At 59.6% G+C, this 16793-nt stretch carries 14 protein-coding genes and 1 pseudogene; 6 read left to right on the top strand and 9 right to left on the bottom strand.

The features are described 5' to 3' along the window. Window positions 1–12: 12 nt before the first annotated feature. The 3 genes from O8B93_RS00075 to O8B93_RS00065 form a co-directional block, all read right to left on the bottom strand. Complete coding sequence (locus tag O8B93_RS00075) at window positions 13–2241, bottom strand: autotransporter domain-containing protein (protein ID WP_269707825.1); 2229 nt, start codon at window positions 2239–2241, stop codon at window positions 13–15. A gap of 479 nt (window positions 2242–2720) precedes the next feature. Then, a complete protein-coding gene (locus O8B93_RS00070; protein ID WP_269707824.1) occupies window positions 2721–3206 on the bottom strand; it encodes a peroxiredoxin in 486 nt (161 codons plus the stop codon). Between the two features lie 97 nt (window positions 3207–3303). Then, a complete protein-coding gene (locus O8B93_RS00065) occupies window positions 3304–4152 on the bottom strand; it encodes a protein-disulfide reductase DsbD domain-containing protein (RefSeq protein ID WP_269707823.1) in 849 nt (282 codons plus the stop codon). Window positions 4153–4313: 161 nt separating this feature from the next. Here O8B93_RS00065 and O8B93_RS00060 point away from each other — a divergent pair, with 161 nt between their 5' ends. The 3 genes from O8B93_RS00060 to O8B93_RS00050 all read left to right on the top strand — a co-directional run bounded on the left by O8B93_RS00060 (window position 4314) and on the right by O8B93_RS00050 (window position 6477). Beyond that, window positions 4314–4919: a YqgE/AlgH family protein gene (locus O8B93_RS00060; protein WP_269707822.1), complete on the top strand. Its 606-nt coding sequence runs from the start codon at window positions 4314–4316 to the stop codon at window positions 4917–4919. A 107-nt stretch (window positions 4920–5026) separates the two neighbouring features. Next, the gene (locus O8B93_RS00055) at window positions 5027–5218 is read left to right on the top strand and encodes a CsbD family protein (RefSeq protein ID WP_269707821.1); all 192 of its coding nucleotides are present in this window, start codon (window positions 5027–5029) and stop codon (window positions 5216–5218) included. Window positions 5219–5382: 164 nt separating this feature from the next. Then, window positions 5383–6477 (top strand): zinc-binding metallopeptidase family protein, encoded by a 1095-nt coding sequence (locus O8B93_RS00050; RefSeq protein WP_269707820.1) that lies wholly within the window; start codon window positions 5383–5385, stop codon window positions 6475–6477. Window positions 6478–6954: 477 nt separating this feature from the next. Here O8B93_RS00050 and O8B93_RS00045 read toward each other — a convergent pair whose 3' ends face one another. The 4 genes from O8B93_RS00045 to thrC form a co-directional block, all read right to left on the bottom strand. After that, window positions 6955–9870: an EAL domain-containing protein gene (locus O8B93_RS00045; protein ID WP_269707819.1), complete on the bottom strand. Its 2916-nt coding sequence runs from the start codon at window positions 9868–9870 to the stop codon at window positions 6955–6957. Further along, window positions 9867–10466 carry a GNAT family N-acetyltransferase gene (locus O8B93_RS00040; protein ID WP_269707818.1) on the bottom strand — a complete coding sequence of 200 codons (600 nt, stop codon included), beginning with the start codon at window positions 10464–10466 and terminating at the stop codon, window positions 9867–9869. Before O8B93_RS00040 ends, O8B93_RS00045 begins: the two co-directional genes overlap by 4 nt. Window positions 10467–10559: 93 nt before the next feature. Continuing rightward, window positions 10560–11858, bottom strand: coding sequence for a M16 family metallopeptidase (locus tag O8B93_RS00035; RefSeq protein ID WP_269708607.1), 1299 nt, complete (start codon window positions 11856–11858; stop codon window positions 10560–10562). A 21-nt stretch (window positions 11859–11879) separates the two neighbouring features. Then, window positions 11880–13277, bottom strand: a complete 1398-nt coding sequence (thrC, locus tag O8B93_RS00030; RefSeq protein ID WP_269707817.1) for a threonine synthase — start codon at window positions 13275–13277, stop codon at window positions 11880–11882. 293 nt (window positions 13278–13570) lie between these two features. Here thrC and O8B93_RS00025 point away from each other — a divergent pair, with 293 nt between their 5' ends. Next, window positions 13571–14110 carry a PilZ domain-containing protein gene (locus O8B93_RS00025; RefSeq protein ID WP_309568489.1) on the top strand — a complete coding sequence of 180 codons (540 nt, stop codon included), beginning with the start codon at window positions 13571–13573 and terminating at the stop codon, window positions 14108–14110. A gap of 192 nt (window positions 14111–14302) precedes the next feature. On the opposite strand, the gene O8B93_RS00020 is transcribed toward O8B93_RS00025, so the two are convergent. Further along, entirely contained in the window at window positions 14303–14992 is a 690-nt protein-coding gene (locus O8B93_RS00020; protein ID WP_269707815.1) for an HAD family hydrolase, read from the bottom strand. Window positions 14993–15206: 214 nt separating this feature from the next. Between O8B93_RS00020 and O8B93_RS00015 the strand changes: the two genes are divergently transcribed. Beyond that, window positions 15207–15902, top strand: a complete 696-nt coding sequence (locus tag O8B93_RS00015) for a GntR family transcriptional regulator (protein ID WP_269707814.1) — start codon at window positions 15207–15209, stop codon at window positions 15900–15902. A gap of 45 nt (window positions 15903–15947) precedes the next feature. After that, the gene (locus tag O8B93_RS00010; protein WP_269708606.1) at window positions 15948–16421 is read left to right on the top strand and encodes a DUF1284 domain-containing protein; all 474 of its coding nucleotides are present in this window, start codon (window positions 15948–15950) and stop codon (window positions 16419–16421) included. 151 nt (window positions 16422–16572) lie between these two features. Here the strand turns inward: O8B93_RS00010 and O8B93_RS00005 are convergent. Next, window positions 16573–16793: pseudogene (locus tag O8B93_RS00005) on the bottom strand (IS110 family transposase); the annotation flags it as partial.

The following is a 16793-nucleotide window of genomic DNA, read 5'->3' as shown; positions in this document are numbered from 1 at the left end:
ACAGGTGGCCGGTCAGAAGGTGATCTTCCAGCCGGTCCGGACCCATAGGTCGGGATCGTCGCCCTCGGTGGTGACGTTGAGGTTCAGTGATGCCGTCCCGCCCGCCATATCGAATTCCGCGCCGAGGCCGCCGCGCAGCCAGAAGCGGTCGATATCTCCCCCGGCAAAGGAAAACCCCATCAGCCCGTCAATGGCGCCCGTGGTCGCTGCCGTCTTCTTTTCCAGCCGGTAGGCCGCCTCTGCTCTTGCCAGCAGGCGGACCGAGGAGCTGAGATCGGTTATGCCATCGAGACCTGCGCGAATGATGGTGGATTGTTCGCCGCTCGCATCGAAACGGGCCGGAAACGCCCCGCCGGTTTCCGCGTAAGCACCCATCTTGGCTTTCGTATAGGTGACGCCGGCATAGGGTGTCAGGTTCCATTCGCAGATTGTCAGGGCATCGAGCCAGTCGAAGCGCAGTTTCACCGCCCATGCGTCGAGATCGGCCTCGCCGCGTGAATAATCGATCGCACCGCCATTGAGATAACCGCGCTCGATCGACATCCTGCCGGGCGCATAATAACCGCCAATGGTGGCATATAGGCCGTCAGTGAGCGGCAGGCTGATCTCGGGAGAGATGTAGAAACCGCTGTGAATGAAGTCACCGCCGGTATTAATATCGCGTTGATCGTAAAGGCCACCAACGGCGATGCGCGCCGTCGCGCCACCTTCCAACCCGATACCATAGCCGATATCGGCAATACCAAAAGCGCCAGCCGCGTCGTGGCCGTCATTATGGCCGATATCGCTGACGATCGAAAAAGATTGATGGCCCGGTTCCAGCAGGCTGCGCATGGGCATGCCATGCGCGCCGTCGAGGACGATATTGGCAATGTTGAGGCCGACACCTGCATTTGGCCTCGCGGCCAGCGTGCGCGCATATTGATCGAGGTCGATGATGCCGGAACGTTCCGGTACGATGGAGCGCGTCGATGTGACAGAAGAAACAGGCTGGCCGGAAGAAGCGGCATATGTGGTAGGCGTCGGTCGTCTTGAAGATGCCGGATCTGCGGAATATGTTGAAGGCGTAGAGGGTGTCGAGGATGTAGAGGGTACGGAAGAGGTGGAAGAGTCGGGTTCAGTTGTCCGGGGTCGTCTCGTCCCGCCGTCGGGTGCTGTGGATGTCGGCGTGTCCACGTCGTCCAGATTGGTGCGTGTCTCCGATGTGGCGGGGTTCGCCGGAACGACACGGGCGATGTAGGGCGTGTTGCTGGAGGTCTGGCCGACAATGATATTACCGTCGGCACTGACGCCCGAGGCGTTGCCTGTGAAATCGCTGGCGACGGTGACGCCGTTGCCGCGTAGCCAATCCTCGACGGAAACCATACCCGAGGCCTCCGTCCAGCGGAAACCCCTTTGCCCGTTACCGGATGTTGCCTGCCCGACGATAACGGAGCCATCGGCGCTGAGGCCATAGGCAACCGATGCGGTTCCGCCGACAAGCGCGCCGAGGGGCTCCATCGCACCGGTCGCCGCGCTCCAGCGGAAGGCGCGCCACTCATGGGCGTCAGGACCGGTGGTGAATCTGGAATCCCCGACGACCACGGAGCCATTATCGCTGACAGCCCAGGCTGTGGACTCGGTCGAGCCTGGTAGCATGCCGATATCCTGCATGACGCCGTTTGCTTTAGTCCAGCGGAAAGCCCGCGGGCCGGGGGCATAATATTCCCCGACGATAACGGAACCATCGGCATTGACGCCATAGGCGACAGAGTCTGTCCCTCCGGGAGGAGAGGGGCCGAGACTCTGCATCCCGTTTGTCGCAGTCCATCGGAACGCCTGCACTGTCTCGTAATCGCCCGATCCACCGACGATGGCGGAGCCATCGGCGCTGACGGCACTGGCGAAGGAACTCGTCGTGTTGGGCAGCGTGCCAAGATTGTCCATCTCGCTGTTGCCCGCAGTCCATCGGACTGCCCGCATATTGCTGCCGATATCGTACCGCCCGACGACGATGGAGCCATCGGCGCTGACGTCATAGGCAACCGTGTCTGCGGAACGGCTTCGAAGATACTGAAAGGTGCCGGTTGCCACGGTCCAGCGGAAAGAGCGCTGATTGGAATTAAGGCCGGAAGATCCCACAACGACGGAGCCATCGGCACTGATTCCGTGGAAGATGGTACCGGCGCGGCTGTCGCTCAGTGTCCGGGCGTATGAAGAAGCGGTTGGGTCTCCGGCTTTTGCCGTATCGTTCGATCCCATCATTGCCACCAGAATCGATAGGACAGAAAGACGGCTGCACGAGGTTCCGGTTTTTGTGAAAGCGCGAAGCCACCCTGCACGTCGGCAGGGCAGGCTCGAATCTCCAGCCAAGTGACGGTTGAAATAGATTTGCAAGCGCGTGGCCTGAACGGTGAGCAGCGGTCTCAGGCTGAACGGTGCCGTCTGCGGCGCTCCGCATCCGGCTGGAAAAAATTTACCAAGAGGAAAGTCAAGTGCGGACCATGCGATGTCGACGGGAAATGGGTGTCTCTGCACAAGCATCTCATATTTAGAATATTAGAATATTTTTTATATATGAACTTATGCAATGTATTTTTAAGAAATGTCGAAAAGGTTTTGAGTTATTGTGAGGCCGAATTTGCGAGGCTTTGTATAAAACGTCAATCCCGGCAGACGGGTTGTCCACCGGGTTGCTTAGCTTTCAGCGAAGAGAAAATATTTATTCTTCGGCGAGCTTTTTAAAGTTGCTCGATCATCGCCGCGGCGGCCGAAACGGTCGCCTGGCCGGGGTTCTCTTCGACGTTAAGCGACTTCACCACGCCGTCTTCCACCAGCATTGAATAACGCTTGGAGCGCACACCAAGACCGCCGCCGGAAAGATCGGCATCGAGGCCGAGCGCCTTGGTGAAGGAAGCGTCCCAGTCGGCAAGGAAGTGAATTTTGCCATGGCCGCCCGACGATTGCGCCCAGGCGCCCATGACGTGCCAGTCATTGACGGAGACGACGGCGATATCATCCACGCCCTTGGCGAGAATGGCGTCCCGGTTTTCGAGATAGCCCGGCAGATGGTTCAGCGAGCAGGTGGGGGTGAAAGCACCGGGAACGGCAAAGAGAACCACCTTCTTGCCGCCGAAAAGCGCATCCGTGGTGGTTTCCACCGGGCCATCGGCCGTCTTTTCCTTGAAGGTTGCGGAAGGCAGTTTTTCGCCGATCTTGATGGTCATGTCCGTGCTCCTGTGGCCGTTCGGTTCGGGCGGACTATAGAGCAGGGACATGAAACCTGTCATGCGGTTTTCTATTCAAATACTGCCAACCGCCCGCTCAGGGCTTCGGAAAATTCAGAACCGTTTCCATCGCCCGGTCGCCGGATTTGACCAGGATGGGCCAGCTGTTGCCCTGTACCTGATAGGTTTTCGGCAAGCCTTTGATGTTCATGTAGAAGGAGAGCTTACGCTTGTCGCGCACCAGGTTCTGCGGTTCGTAATAGGCAAAACCGGAAGGACCGGCGATGAAGATTTCGGTCTCCCTGGGTGCATTTTCCGGCAATTGCAGCTGCACGCCGAGCATGGTCTTGTCGGGCGTGATGTGAAAATCGATGACCTTGAAATCGTCGGAAGCCGCTTCGGGCAGGGTCTCGCGCGCCTCTTCGAGAAGGCGGCGTTCCTCGCTGTCATCATCGGTAGGATTGCCGCGGCTGATGGAAAATTTCGCCTCGAAGGGAATGCAGATATTCTGGCACACGCCGATGAAGGCGGTGAGGTCAATCGTCCCGCTTGCCGCCGGGTCGGTGGCCTTTAGCTGAAAGGGAAGGCTGACGGCGTGGTCATAACCGATATCGGTGATATCGCCGTTCTCGATCAGTTTCGGGACGGGATAGGCCATGGTGGTCAGGCTGACGCCGCTTGCCGGATCGGGGGTGATCTGCGGCGGTATGCCGGCTTCTCCAGGCTCGCGCCAATAGGTTATCCAACCGTCCTTCGGCTCGATCTGCAGCACGCCGCGCACCACGCCGTCCGCATCCATGGCAAGGCTTGCCACACGCATCTGGCCGCCTTCGCTTCTTGCCCAATCGGTAATTTCGGCCTGCGCGGCTTGCCCGCCACCGAGAAGGGCGGCGAATACGACGGCGAGGCGAAGATGTGAAAATCGAAAGAATAGACTGGAGCTCATGCTTCCCGTCTAACCCAACATCGCCCTGCGGACCAGTTACGAATTCGTGCGGTTCATCATTTTCGGTTGATTGATCGCATACTATGTCGCATCCTGTCCCTTGTCGAAGTGCGAATACCGTTTTTCGTTCAATGACGAAATGCGGTCTGCTGGAGGCGCCGGTGAGCTTTTCAACCCTGATGGACAAACGCGAACGTGGCTCTTTCGACAGCCAGTTCCTGATCGCGATGCCGGGGCTGGACGACGGCAATTTTGCCCGTTCGGTGATCTATATCTGCGCCCATTCGGACGCCGGCGCCATGGGTTTCATCATCAACCGCCCGCAGCAGATCACCTTCACGGACATTCTGCTGCATCTGAAACTGGTGGATAGCAACGACGCGATCATGCTGCCCAACCGCACCCGTGAATTTCCGATCCAATGCGGCGGCCCGGTCGAATCCGGCCGCGGTTTCGTGCTGCATTCGGATGATTATCTGAGTGAATCCTCCATTCCGGTCAGCGATGATATTTCCCTGACGGCGACGCTCGATATCGTCCGTGCCATTTCCAATGGCCGCGGCCCGCAAAAGGCGACCATGATGCTCGGTTATGCCGGCTGGGGTCCGGGCCAGCTGGAAAACGAGATCGCCAATAATGGCTGGCTGAATTGCCCGGCCTCGGAAGACCTGATCTTCGACCGTGGCCTGGACAATAAATATGAGCGGGCGCTGGCCCTGATGGGCGTCGATGCGCGCATGCTCTCCACGGATGCCGGGCACGCCTGAGCCCACTTCTGTGCCCGGTCGTTTTTGGCTGGAACCAAATCCGGACCCCTGACGTTACTAACCCGGAAAGCCGAACAGACAGTACGGCTCAACTAGGGAGCAGTAATATGGGTAGCACATCTGACAAGATCGCCGGTAAAGCCAATGAAGTTGCTGGCAAGGTGAAGAAGAGCGTCGGTGAAGCGACGGGCAACAATGAATTGCGCGCCAAGGGTGCGGCCCAGGAGACCAAGGGCAAGGTGCAGACCTCCGTTGGTAAGGCAAAGGATGCCGTCAAGGGCGCTGTCGACCGCATGTAATCCCGCCTGACGGGACTGCGCCTCAGACGATGCGGCGCTTGGAGCGCATGTGTTCTCGCACATGCGCTCTTGTCGTGTGAGGGAACATGGCGACCCGGTCGCTACGTCGTCGCCTTCGCATTTTACGTCTTCCTTCTTCCCGATCCATCGCGAGGGTTTCATCCATGAAGCTTTTTTCCTGCACATCCTGCGGCCAGCCTGTTCATTTCGACAATCGTTTCTGCGTCTCCTGCGGCCATCGTCTGGCCTTCGTGCCGGAACGGCTTTCCATGGAAGCGCTGGCGCCGGCAGGTGAACCGAATTGGCAGATCGTCGCGGAGCCGGAAAAACAGGTGCGGTTCTGCGCCAATGAGGTGAACGACATCTGCAACTGGTCGGTGCCGGCGGAAAGCGAAAGCGCCTTTTGTCCGGCCTGCAGCCACAATCGTCTCGTGCCTGACATAGCGACGGAGCAGGGGATTGCGCAGTGGCGCCGCATCAGCCAGGCGCAGCGACATCTTTTTTATTCGATCCTGCGGCTTGGCCTGCCGCATCCCAACCGTGATGCTGATCCCGCCGGCGGTCTCGTCTTCGACTTTCTGGTGGACGAGGTGGCACCGGACGGTTCCGTCATTCCCGCCATGACCGGCCACGACGAAGGCCTGATCGCCATCCGCGCCGCAGAAGCGGATGATGCGACGCGCGAACAGGTGCGCGCCAATATGAATGAGCCCTACCGCACGATGCTCGGCCATTTCCGCCACGAGGTCGGGCATTTCATCTGGAACAAGCTGGTGCGCGACGCGAACCGGCTGGAAGCCTGCCGCGCCGTCTTCGGCGACGAGCGCGAGGATTATGGCTCTGCCCTGCAGCGCAATTACGACGGCGGGCCGCGTCCAGACTGGCAGGAGAACTTCATCAGCTCCTACGCCTCGGTCCACCCGTGGGAGGATTTCGCCGAATGTTTTGCCCATTATCTGCATATCGTCGATACGCTGGAGACGGCGCGCGCCTTCGGTGTGGCGATCGATCCTGATGGACATGAGGAAATGGCAGCCGAGGTGACCTTCGATCCTTATAGGGCCCGCAGTGCCGCGCAACTGGTCAAGGCGTGGATCCCGCTCAGCGTCGCCATCAATTCCATCCAGCGCAGCATGGGGGAGGCGGACCTTTATCCCTTCGTGCTGACGCCGCCGGTGGTGGCGAAGATGGAGTTCGTTCACGACCTCTTGCATGGGAAGGTGGCGGTGGATGCGCCGCAGGCGGCGATGGTTCAGTGAAGATGGCGCGAGATCTAGGACTTTTGAGGAGAGGGAATATTCTCTCTTTCGTCATCCTCGGGCTTGTCCCACTGCTGTCCGGTTTAAATTTCCGGGCAGAATGCAGTCTCCTTGAAGTCGGTGATGAAGGGTGAACATTCACTCAACGTCATCCTCGGCCTTGTGCCGAGGATCTAACCACGTCGAATAAAATCAATACGTTGGCAGATCCTCGGGACAGGCCCGAGGATGACGTCGGCGCAATTGGCACGACTTTCCTTCCCATCGGACGACGCCGCTCTTCTTTGGTGTCCGGTTAAGGCGAAAATCCGGAAAGCCTATTCGAATGAGAGTCTTGTGCCTTGTCCGCAAATTTAAGCCGGACAACAGTGGGCTTGTCCCGAGGATCTGCCAACGGTCATTTTAGGATGCGTGATTAGATCCTCGGGACAAGCCCGAGGATGACGTCGCGTTTGTCCGAAGAGGACGCACTCTCTCTTATGAAGCCCGCTTCGTCGGCTGGAACCGTTCCCGCAGAAGCTTCAGCGCCGCATCGCCGGAGACAGGCGTGCCGAACAGGAAGCTTTGGCCGAAATGGCAGTTCATGCGTGCCAGTTCCGCCGCATCCTCAGGCGTTTCAATGCCTTCCGCCACCACCTGCATGTCGAGCGCCCGCGCCATGGCGATGACCGAGCGCAACAGCACATTGCGCTTGTCGCTGGTATTGGCCACCAGCGCCTTGTCGAGCTTGATGGTGTCGAAGGGGAAACGGGTGAGATAGGCGAGCGACGAATAGCCGGTGCCGAAATCGTCCATGGCGAGGCTGAGGCCCGTTTCCTTGAGTTTGGAAAGCACCAGCCGCGCCTGTTCCGGATTTTCCATCACGACGGATTCCGTCAGCTCCAGCTTCAACTGCTGCGGATTGCAGCGGGTGCGGGTCAGCATGCCGCGCACATCATTGTACAATTCGTTGTTCAGCAATTGCGCGCTGGAAATATTGACGGAGATGAAGATCGGCATCTTCTCGATGGCATGTTGCCAGTCCATCAGGTCGGTCGCGGCGCGCTCCAGTGCGAACATGCCGAGTGGTTCGATCAGGCCGGAGGCCTCCGCTATCGGAATGAACTCGCTCGGCGGAATATTGCCGCGCTTGGGATGTTCCCAGCGCATCAGCGCCTCGAAACCGGCCAACTCGCCGTCATCAAGCTTGACGATCGGCTGATAGGCGAGCGACAGCTCCTTGCGCTCGATGGCGCGACGAAGATCGCTTTCCATCTGCAGCCGGTCGGTGCCGGACGTGCGGAAGGCGGGGCGGAAAGGCTCGACGCGGTTACCGCCGGCGCGCTTGGCGCGGTACATGGCCAGTTCCGCATCGCTCAAAAGACCGGCGGCACTTTCCTGCTGATCGATCCAAGAAACGAGGCCGATGGAGGCGGTGAGGATGATTTCGCGATTGGCGAAATTGATCGGCACCATGATCGCCTTGTTCACCGCATCGGCGAAATCGGCAACCCGCTGCGGATCGCGCTCCGAGGTGAGGATGAGGCCGAATTCATCACCGCCGAGACGCGCCAGCGTATCCTGTGGTTTCAGCAGGCGGCGCAGACGCCGGGTCAGCGCGATGAGGATATTGTCGCCCGCGGCAATGCCGAGCGTATCGTTGACCAGCTTGTAACGGTCGATATCGATCGCCATCACGGTTGGCCGCACACCCTCGCTGTCGGGAGACAGGTTGAGGATCGATTGCAGACGGTCGAGGAAGACCTGCCGGTTCGGAAGCCCGGTCAGATTGTCGTTCATCGCATCCTGCAATAGCCGCTCGACCGAATTTTTCTGCTCGGTTATGTCGGTGATGGTGCCGACGCAGCGGATGATTTCGCCGTTGGAGCCGAGAACCGGACGGGCGCGGATTTGCAGCCAGTGGAAATGTCCGTCTTCGGCGCGAATGCGGAATTCGTGGTTGAGGCGGCCCTTGCGATGGTCGAGCAGCACGTCGAGCGTCGCCTTGAACCGGTCGCGGTCGTCCGGGTGCAGACGTGGCAGCCAGTTGCGCGCAGCACCATGCATGGTGCCGGGTTCCAGCCCCAGCCGGTTGGAAATGTCGGGCGTGGTCACGATGCGGTCACGCGTCACATCCCAGTCCCACACGGTATCGCCGCTGCCCGTCAGCGCCAGCGATTGGCGCTCGAGATCGGAGAACAGCCCCTGCTGATAGGCGCTGCCAGCAAAGGCATGCTGGATAACGGTGAAACCGATCAGCAGCACGATCAGCACAAGCCCGCCGCCAAGCGCGGGCTGCACGATGTCATTGTCCAGTTGCCCCGTCACCGTCAGCCAGCTGCCGAACAGCCAGACGAGAATGAGTGCCCAGGAGGGCACGAGCAAAATCGCCCGGTCGTAACGGTTGAAGCCGAGATAGATGATGAGCGCGATACCGGCCGTCGCCGTCAGCGCAAAGGAGACACGGGCAATACCTGACGCAACGGACGGATCGTAGATCGCCACGCCGAACAGCAGCGCCAGCCCCACCACCCAGGCAAAGGTCGCATAACCCAGATGCGCATGCCATCGGTTGAGATTGAGATAGGTGAAGAGGAAGACCACGAAGCTGGAGGCGAGCGCCACTTCGGCGCCCGCCCTCCATATTCGTTGATCGCTCGAGGTGACGGTGATGAGCTTTTCAAGAAAGCCGAAATCGACGCAGATATAGGCCAGAACGGCCCAGGCGAGTGCGGCGGAGGCCGGCAGAACAGAAGTGCCCTTGACCACGAAGAGGATGGTCAAAAGCACGGCCAGTAGGCCGGCAATGCCGAGCACGATGCCGCGATAGAGCGTAAACGCGTTGATCGTGTCCTTGTAGGCTTCCGGTTCCCAGAGATAGATTTGCGGCAATTGCGGCGTGGAAAGCTCGGCGACAAAGGTGATGACGGAGCCGGGATTGAGCGTGATGCGGAACACGTCGGCATCAGGGCTTGGCTGCCGGTCGAGTGCAAAGCCCTCACTCGGCGTGATGGCGATGATGCGCTGCGAGCCGAGGTCGGGCCAAAACAGCTTGGAGTTCACCAGACGGAAATGCGGCGCGACGATCACGCGCTCCAGCTGCTCTTCGGAGACATTGGCAAGCGCAAAGACCGCCCAGTCACCCTGATGGTCTTCGGAACTGGCGCGCACTTCGATACGGCGGCGGATACCGTCAGGGCCGGGTGCGGTTGAGACCTGAAAGGCTTCGCCCTGATTGGCATAGATATCTGTCGTTGCGGTAAGATCGAGAGCCGTGTCGTCACGGGAAATCTTCACCGGTTCGAAAGCGTAGGAATGAGAGGCAAAAAGCACGAAAAGCAGGAAAAACGGCACAGCCAGTGCGATTGCCGCCAGACGTTTCGACAGGCACGGCGCAGGGTTATTGTAGGTCATGTATCGTACTTCGTTCCGCCGGAGCTTTGCTTGTCGGCAAGAAGGGAAAACATCATATGATCCCGCCATTGGCCATTGATTTTCAGATATTCCCGCAAGAGGCCTTCCCGCTGGAACCCGGCATTTTCGAGAAGCCGGATGCTTTTGAAGTTTTCCGGAATACAGGCTGCCTCGATACGGTGCAACTGAAGTCCGTTAAAGATGTAGGGTATTACCAATTTTAATGCGGCAGACATATGGCCTTGCGCGGCGTGGCGCTCGCCGGTCCAATATCCGATCATGCAGCTCTGCGCGGCCCCGCGGCGGATGTAGCCGATGGTGATGCCACCGACGAGCAACGTTTCCTTCTGAAACAGCAGGAATGAAACGGCGGTGCCGGAGGAAAATTCCTGGCCGTTGCGCACCACCCGCATGCGGAAGGCGCCCTCGGTCAGCTCGTCCGGGCGCCAAGTCGGCTCCCAGGGCTGAAGAAACTGCCGGCTTTCGGAGCGCAGCACATGCCATTGCTTGAAATCGCCGTAGCGCGGCAGTCTGAGAAGATGATCGGCGCTGCGCAGTTCGGGCGTGTCGCTATGTCGGGAAAGAAAACGCAGCATTCACGATCCCTGGGCGGCAGACATCGCCATCCGCGAGCGGGATGGCGAAAAAGATGAGCGGTCTTCGCCTTTAAGTCCCGCTCTCATAGTGGTTTATCCGTTCGCCTTTATCCTTGCAGGCTGCTGCGCGGAAAGCGCGGCAGTGATGTCTGAAAGCGGCGGCAACTGTTCCAGCGGGCCAATGGCAGACAATGTCGGAACTGTATCGAAAAACAGCCGGCCTGCAAGATCGGTCAGGCGCTCCCGGGTGATGTCCTCGAGGCGTGTCATCATTTCTTCATTGGGGATGGGGCGGCCGTAAAGCATCATCTGCCGGGCAATCTGGCCGGCGCGGGCAGCCGGGCTTTCTTGTCCCATCAGCAATTGCGCACGGATCTGCGCGCGGGCGCGGTTGATTTCTTCCTGATGGATGATCTGCGAAGACTTGCGCAACTCATCGACGATGACGGGCATCAGTTCAGGCAGGTCGTTGCCGCCCGTGGCCGCATGCACGCCGAAAATGCCGGTATCGGAAAAACCCCAATGGAAGGCATAGACGGAATAACACAGGCCACGCGCCTCACGCACTTCCTGGAAGAGGCGCGATGACATGCCACCGCCGAGAATATTGGCGAGAATCTGCGAACAATAGAAATCCCGGGCGTGATAGGCCTTGCCTTCGAAACCGAGCAGCACCTGCGCGTCCATGAGGTCGCGCGTCTCGCGGATTTCCCCGCCGGTATAGATCGCCTTTTCCATGACAGGCGTTGCCGCGGGCACGAGCGGCAGCGAGGCAAAACGCTCCTCCACCTGCTTCACGAAGCTTTCGTGATCGACAGCGCCGGCGGCGACGACGAAGATGCGGTCGGTCGTATAGTTTCGGGCGAGATAATGCCTGATCTCACCGCTGGTGAAGGATTGCACGGTGTCCGGCGTACCGAGGATCGGCCGGCCGATCGTCTGATCGCGATAGGCGACGCCGGAGAAATTGTCGAAGATCACGTCGTCAGGTGTGTCGGTCGCAGCGCCGATTTCCTGGAGAATGACGTTTTTCTCGCGCTCCAGCTCGTCTTCGTCAAACAGCGATTCCGTCAGAATATCGGCAAGGATATCGACGGCGAGCGGAACATGGTCTTTCAGGACGCGGGCATAATAGGAGGTCGTTTCCGTCGATGTCGCGGCGTTGACTTCGCCGCCGACATTTTCGATCTCTTCGGCGATCTGCCGGGCGGTGCGGCGCGCCGTGCCTTTGAAAGCCATATGTTCGAGTAGATGGGCGATGCCGTGTTCGGCAGTCGTCTCGTTGCGGGACCCGGATTTGATCCACACCCCAAGAGCAACGCTTTCGAGATGTGGCATTCTTTCCGTAACAACGGTCAACCCGGACGAAAGCCGGGTCACATTAACTCTCATACTCAACGTCTTTCCGCGTCTCTATTTGCCGGCGCGTGCATGTTGGCCGATGAAGGTTTCCACGGCTTTCAGCTCTGCGTCCAGAATGTCGAAACGCTCCTCCCGGTTCATAATGTCAGCTAGCCATACTGGAAGCGCCGGGTCGATTGCGCAAGCGGATTTTACAGCGGCCGGGAATTTAGCCGGGTGGGCGGTAGACAGAACCACCATCGGGCTTCCCGCTTTTTCGTGCTTCTCAGCCACGAAAACGCCGGTCGCCGTATGCGGGTCGATCAGGTATCCGGTCTTTTCAAGTGTGTCGCGAATGGTCGCCGCCACCTGCTTTTCAGTGGCGCGGCCGGCGCGGAAATCGCGTCTGATGAATTTCAGTGCCTTCGGCGGAATTTCAAACGCGCCGGACTGCTTCAGACCGTCCATAGATGCCTTCACCGCCGAGGAATCGCGGTCATAGGCTTCAAACAGCAGGCGCTCGAAGTTGGACGAAATCTGGATATCCATCGAAGGCGAGGTGGTGGGCTTGACGCCGCGCATCTCGTAACGGCCGGTCTTCAGCGTGCGCGCCAGAATGTCGTTGTCATTGGTGGCGATGACCAGCTTGTCGATCGGCAGGCCCATCTTCTTGGCGACGTAACCGGCGAAGATGTCGCCGAAATTGCCGGTTGGAACGGTGAAGGAAATCTTCCGGTCCGGGCCGCCGAGGGAAAGCGATGCGGTGAAGTAATAAACCACCTGCGCCATGATGCGCGCCCAGTTGATGGAGTTGACGCCGGAAAGCTTCACGCCGTCGCGGAACTTCACGTCGTTGAACATCTCCTTCACCAGCGTCTGGCAATCGTCGAAATTGCCGTTGATCGCCAGCGCATGCACGTTGGAGGCCGTGGAGGTCGTCATCTGGCGCTGCTGCACCGGCGAGACCTTGCCGTTCGGGAAAAGGATGAAGATATCGGTGCGCTCGCGCCCGGCAAAGGCATCGATAGCAGCGCCGCCGGTGTCGCCGGAGGTGGCGCCGACAATGGTGGCGCGTTCGCCGCGCTCGGAAAGCGTATAATCCATCAGACGGGCGAGGAGCTGCATCGCCACATCCTTGAAGGCGAGCGTGGTGCCGTGGAAAAGCTCCAGTACGAAGGTGTTAGGGCCGGTCTGCGTCAGCGGCGCGACGGCGGGGTGGCGGAACGTCGAATAGGTGTCGTCGATCATCGCCTTGAACTTGTCGGCCGGAATTTCGCCGCCGGTGAAACGGTAGAGAACCTCAAACGCGATATCCTGATAGGATTTTCCGCGCAGGTTGCGGATTTCCTTCTTCGACATGGAGGGCCATTCGCGTGGCACGTAAAGCCCGCCGTCACGGCCAAGGCCCGCCAGAAGCGCGTCGCAGAAACCAAGCGAAGGGGCCGCACCCCTGGTCGATACATATTTCACGAGATAGTCCCTTGTCCCTAACCGGCCTTGTCCTTAACCGGTATGTCCATCGCCGATCTCCGGCATGTTTTCCAGCAGCGTCTCACCGAAATGAGGCGATTGGCGAGGTAATGAAGGGCTTTTTTGAAAATTCAAGCAAAACCGAACATGCCAATCGATTTTTTCCGGCGTCGCTGCTATAGACCATCGCCAACCTGCGTGAAAGGTCAATAAACAGCGTCTGCGGTTCGGTTCCGGGACAATGGAGAGGAATTAGAAGAGTGTCAGGGAATTTCTTGCGTTTGTCCGCTGCGATGTCGCTGCTGGCCGTTGTTGCCGGTTGCAATTCCTCCAACCCGTCGGACTCGCTTGCCGTCAATCCGCCGGCCGCGCAGGCGAATGCCGTTACGCCCGTCGTGCAGGCCAACTGCCCGACGGTCACTATTCTCGACGCCAATGCCGTCCACCGCCTTTACGCCGGCGGCGCCAAGGACGATCCGCAGAAGCTCGTTTATCAGGTCTCGCTGTCGGATACGACGCGCTCCTGCACGGCCAATGAATCGACACTCACCGTAAACGTGCTGGCCCAGGGCCGTCTTGTTCCCGGCCCGATGGCCAAGCCCGGCCGCGTCACCGTACCGATCCGCGTGACGGTGAAGGATGGCGACGGCGAGATTTACGGTGAAACGACCAATTTCGCCATCGATGTCTCGGCAGGCGGGGCCGGCACGCAGTTCATCTTCAACAACGACCACGTCGCCATCCCCAACGGACCGGGCGGCGCGCCGCGGTCGGTCAGCGTCTATGTCGGTTTTGCCGAGCAGGGCGCGAAGGCGAAGACCAAGCGCCGGTGATTTGACGGGTGAAAAATGAGGCCGGAGGCTGCTTGGCAGGCTCCGGTTGGACTACGGAGGAATATTCCTCATACGCGACGTCATCCTCGGGCTTGTCCCGAGGATCCAAACACCTCACGTAAATTCAAACCGTTGCAGATGCTCGGGACAAGCCCGAGCATGACGAAGTGGCGTTTGGGCGAAAGCCAGCGATTAAAAAGCGCCTTCCCATTCCGCCATCGCCGCGATCACGGCCGGCAGGTCCTGCATGCGCGAGATCACCGTTTCCGCACCCGCATCCGTCAGCCGGTCGGCGTGGCTCGAATAGGTGTGGGATGCGCCGGTGAAGCCGATGACGCGCATGCCGGCGGCTCTTGCGCCATGGATGCCGTGCACGGAATCTTCGACCACCACCACGCGATCAGGCGAGACGCCGAATTGGGCCGCGCCATGCAGGAAGATATCCGGCTTCGGCTTCACGCGGTCGGCACCGAGGTCCTTGGCGGAATAGATATGCGGCGCGAAATAGGGTTTTAGGCCCACTTTCGTCAGCATCATGTCGAGGCGGTGGCTCGAGGAATTCGAGCAGATGCAGCGCGGTGTCGTCAGGCGCGACAGCGCGAACTTTACGCCCTCGATGATCTTCACATCGCGTTCCAGCCGCATGTCCAGCAGTTTTTCCGACTTGTCGAGCAGAGATGCGGACAGCGGTATGCTGGCTTCGCTTTCCACCTGCAGGAGAATGTTCTTCCAGGTCATGCCGGCGAAGCGCTCGCCCATTTCTTCGACGGAGATCGGATAACCGGCCTCGGTCAAAAGGCGGGATTCCACCTGCGCCGCGATGATTTCGGAATCGACCAGAACGCCGTCACAGTCGAAAATAATGAGGTCGAAGCCGCTCATGGGCGCTCCCTGTATCGGATTTGCTCGGAAGAAAATGATGCCGGGCTTTTAGACCATGTCCGCGCCAAGCTCAACCGGTTCGCCCGCAAGGGTCGGTCCCATCAGGCTCATAGCTTGGCGAGGAATGGGTAAGCGGCTGTCGGGCTTCGAATATTCGGTTTGACATCCCTAAAAACCGCTACACAGGGCTGCGCCATATGCGTTAAGGGATAGTATGCCCAAGCCAGAAAAAACCAAGCCAGAAAAAACCACGCCCGAAGACACCATCGCCGCACGCATCAGCCGCACTCTGGCCGAGCGCATCGTCCGCGGTGAGCTGTCGCCGGGCGAACGTCTGCGGCAGGATCATATCGCCGCCGAATTCGGTGCCTCGCATGTGCCCGTGCGCGAGGCGTTTCGCCGGCTGGAAGCGCAGGGTCTGGCCGCCAGCATTCCGCGCCGGGGTGTGCGGGTCGCGGATTTCGGTCTCGACGATGTGCGTGAAGTCGCGGAAATGCGCGCTGCCCTCGAGGTGCTGGCGCTACGCCACGCCATCCCCAATATGACACCAGCCATTCTCGATCAGGCGGAAGCGGCGACCCTTGAAGGCGATAGCGCCGTCGATGTGCAGCATTGGGAGGAGGCCAATCGCCGTTTTCATCGCCTCATCACCGCGCCGTGCAACATGCCTCGCCTGATGGAGGCGATCGACGGCCTGCATGCCGCAAGCGCCCGCTTCCTGTTTTCCGCCTGGCGGGCCGGCTGGGAACGCCGCACCGATACCGATCACCGCGCCATCATCGATGCGCTGCGCGGCGGCCGCGCCGAGGAGGCGGTGCGCATTCTCGATGGGCATGTGCAATGGATCGGCCGCAAGGCAATCCGCACCTCGTCCGGTTCGGTGCGCGATGCCTTCGCCATTGTTGGATAGGGTGGGCCCGTGACCGTCCGCCTGCGGCCCCACCACCTTCTCTGCATGCTGACCTATATCGGCAAGGGTTACACATCCGGCTTCGTGGAAAATTACGACCGCGTCGCCGTCCGGCTGAATGCGGGCGAAGATATCGAACTGGTGGAAAGGGCGGACGATATCTGCGAGGGCTTGCTCTGCGAAAGCCACGCCCACTGTTTCAACGACGGTATTGTGCAGCGGGACGAGACGGCCCGTCTGTCGGTTTCGGCGCTTTTGGGCGAAACGCTGATCTCTGGCAAAAGGCTGAAGGTAACGCCGGATTTTCTCGCGAAGATGCGCTTGGCTTTTGCCGCCGGAGATATCAGGCAGGCCTGTCGCGGCTGCCAGTGGATCAGGCTTTGCGACCGCATCGCGGCCTCCGGATTTGCCGGCGTGAAAATCGGCGCGCCGTTACAGGTGGTGCCGAAAGATGAGACATATCTTTCCAGCCATCCGATGCTCAGGCCCAAATATGGGCCGTCGGGCCGGAAATTGTGATGTTCTAAATTCCGCCGGCCCTCATCCCTGTGCTTGTCACAGGGATGAGGGCCGGCGCGCGTCCGCGCGACGGGGAGACTCCTTTCAGCCCAAGGACTTGGGCTGGCTGGATTCCTGTGACAAGCACAGGAATGAGCGACTGTCTTTGATGTCAAGCGTTTTGCCATGGTTTGTTGTCTCTGATGATGGCGTTTAGGATTGTCAGGAGCTTTCGCATGGTTGCGACGACGGCGACTATTTTAGGCTTTCCTGCCTGAACGAGGCGATCACGAAAGATTTTGAGGGTCGGGTTATGCCTGATGGCGACGAGAGCTGCCATGAACAGCACCGCCCGGACCTTGCCCCTGCCACCACCGATGAAGCTCTTGCCTT

Source organism: Martinezella rhizogenes (assembly GCF_027460065.1).
Lineage (GTDB): Bacteria > Pseudomonadota > Alphaproteobacteria > Rhizobiales > Rhizobiaceae > Agrobacterium > Agrobacterium rhizogenes_C.
This window is presented reverse-complemented; position numbering and strand designations above follow the sequence as displayed.

Coding starts and splice junctions, on each gene's coding strand:
- O8B93_RS00075 (WP_269707825.1), bottom strand. CDS start 2,241: ATGGGATCGAACGATACGGCAAAAGCCGGAGACCCAACCGCTTCTTCA.
- O8B93_RS00070 (WP_269707824.1), bottom strand. CDS start 3,206: ATGACCATCAAGATCGGCGAAAAACTGCCTTCCGCAACCTTCAAGGAA.
- O8B93_RS00065 (WP_269707823.1), bottom strand. CDS start 4,152: ATGAGCTCCAGTCTATTCTTTCGATTTTCACATCTTCGCCTCGCCGTC.
- O8B93_RS00055 (WP_269707821.1), top strand. CDS start 5,027: ATGGGTAGCACATCTGACAAGATCGCCGGTAAAGCCAATGAAGTTGCT.
- O8B93_RS00050 (WP_269707820.1), top strand. CDS start 5,383: ATGAAGCTTTTTTCCTGCACATCCTGCGGCCAGCCTGTTCATTTCGAC.
- O8B93_RS00045 (WP_269707819.1), bottom strand. CDS start 9,870: ATGACCTACAATAACCCTGCGCCGTGCCTGTCGAAACGTCTGGCGGCA.
- O8B93_RS00040 (WP_269707818.1), bottom strand. CDS start 10,466: ATGCTGCGTTTTCTTTCCCGACATAGCGACACGCCCGAACTGCGCAGC.
- O8B93_RS00035 (WP_269708607.1), bottom strand. CDS start 11,858: ATGAGAGTTAATGTGACCCGGCTTTCGTCCGGGTTGACCGTTGTTACG.
- O8B93_RS00025 (WP_309568489.1), top strand. CDS start 13,571: ATGTCGCTGCTGGCCGTTGTTGCCGGTTGCAATTCCTCCAACCCGTCG.
- O8B93_RS00020 (WP_269707815.1), bottom strand. CDS start 14,992: ATGAGCGGCTTCGACCTCATTATTTTCGACTGTGACGGCGTTCTGGTC.
- O8B93_RS00015 (WP_269707814.1), top strand. CDS start 15,207: ATGCCCAAGCCAGAAAAAACCAAGCCAGAAAAAACCACGCCCGAAGAC.
- O8B93_RS00010 (WP_269708606.1), top strand. CDS start 15,948: ATGCTGACCTATATCGGCAAGGGTTACACATCCGGCTTCGTGGAAAAT.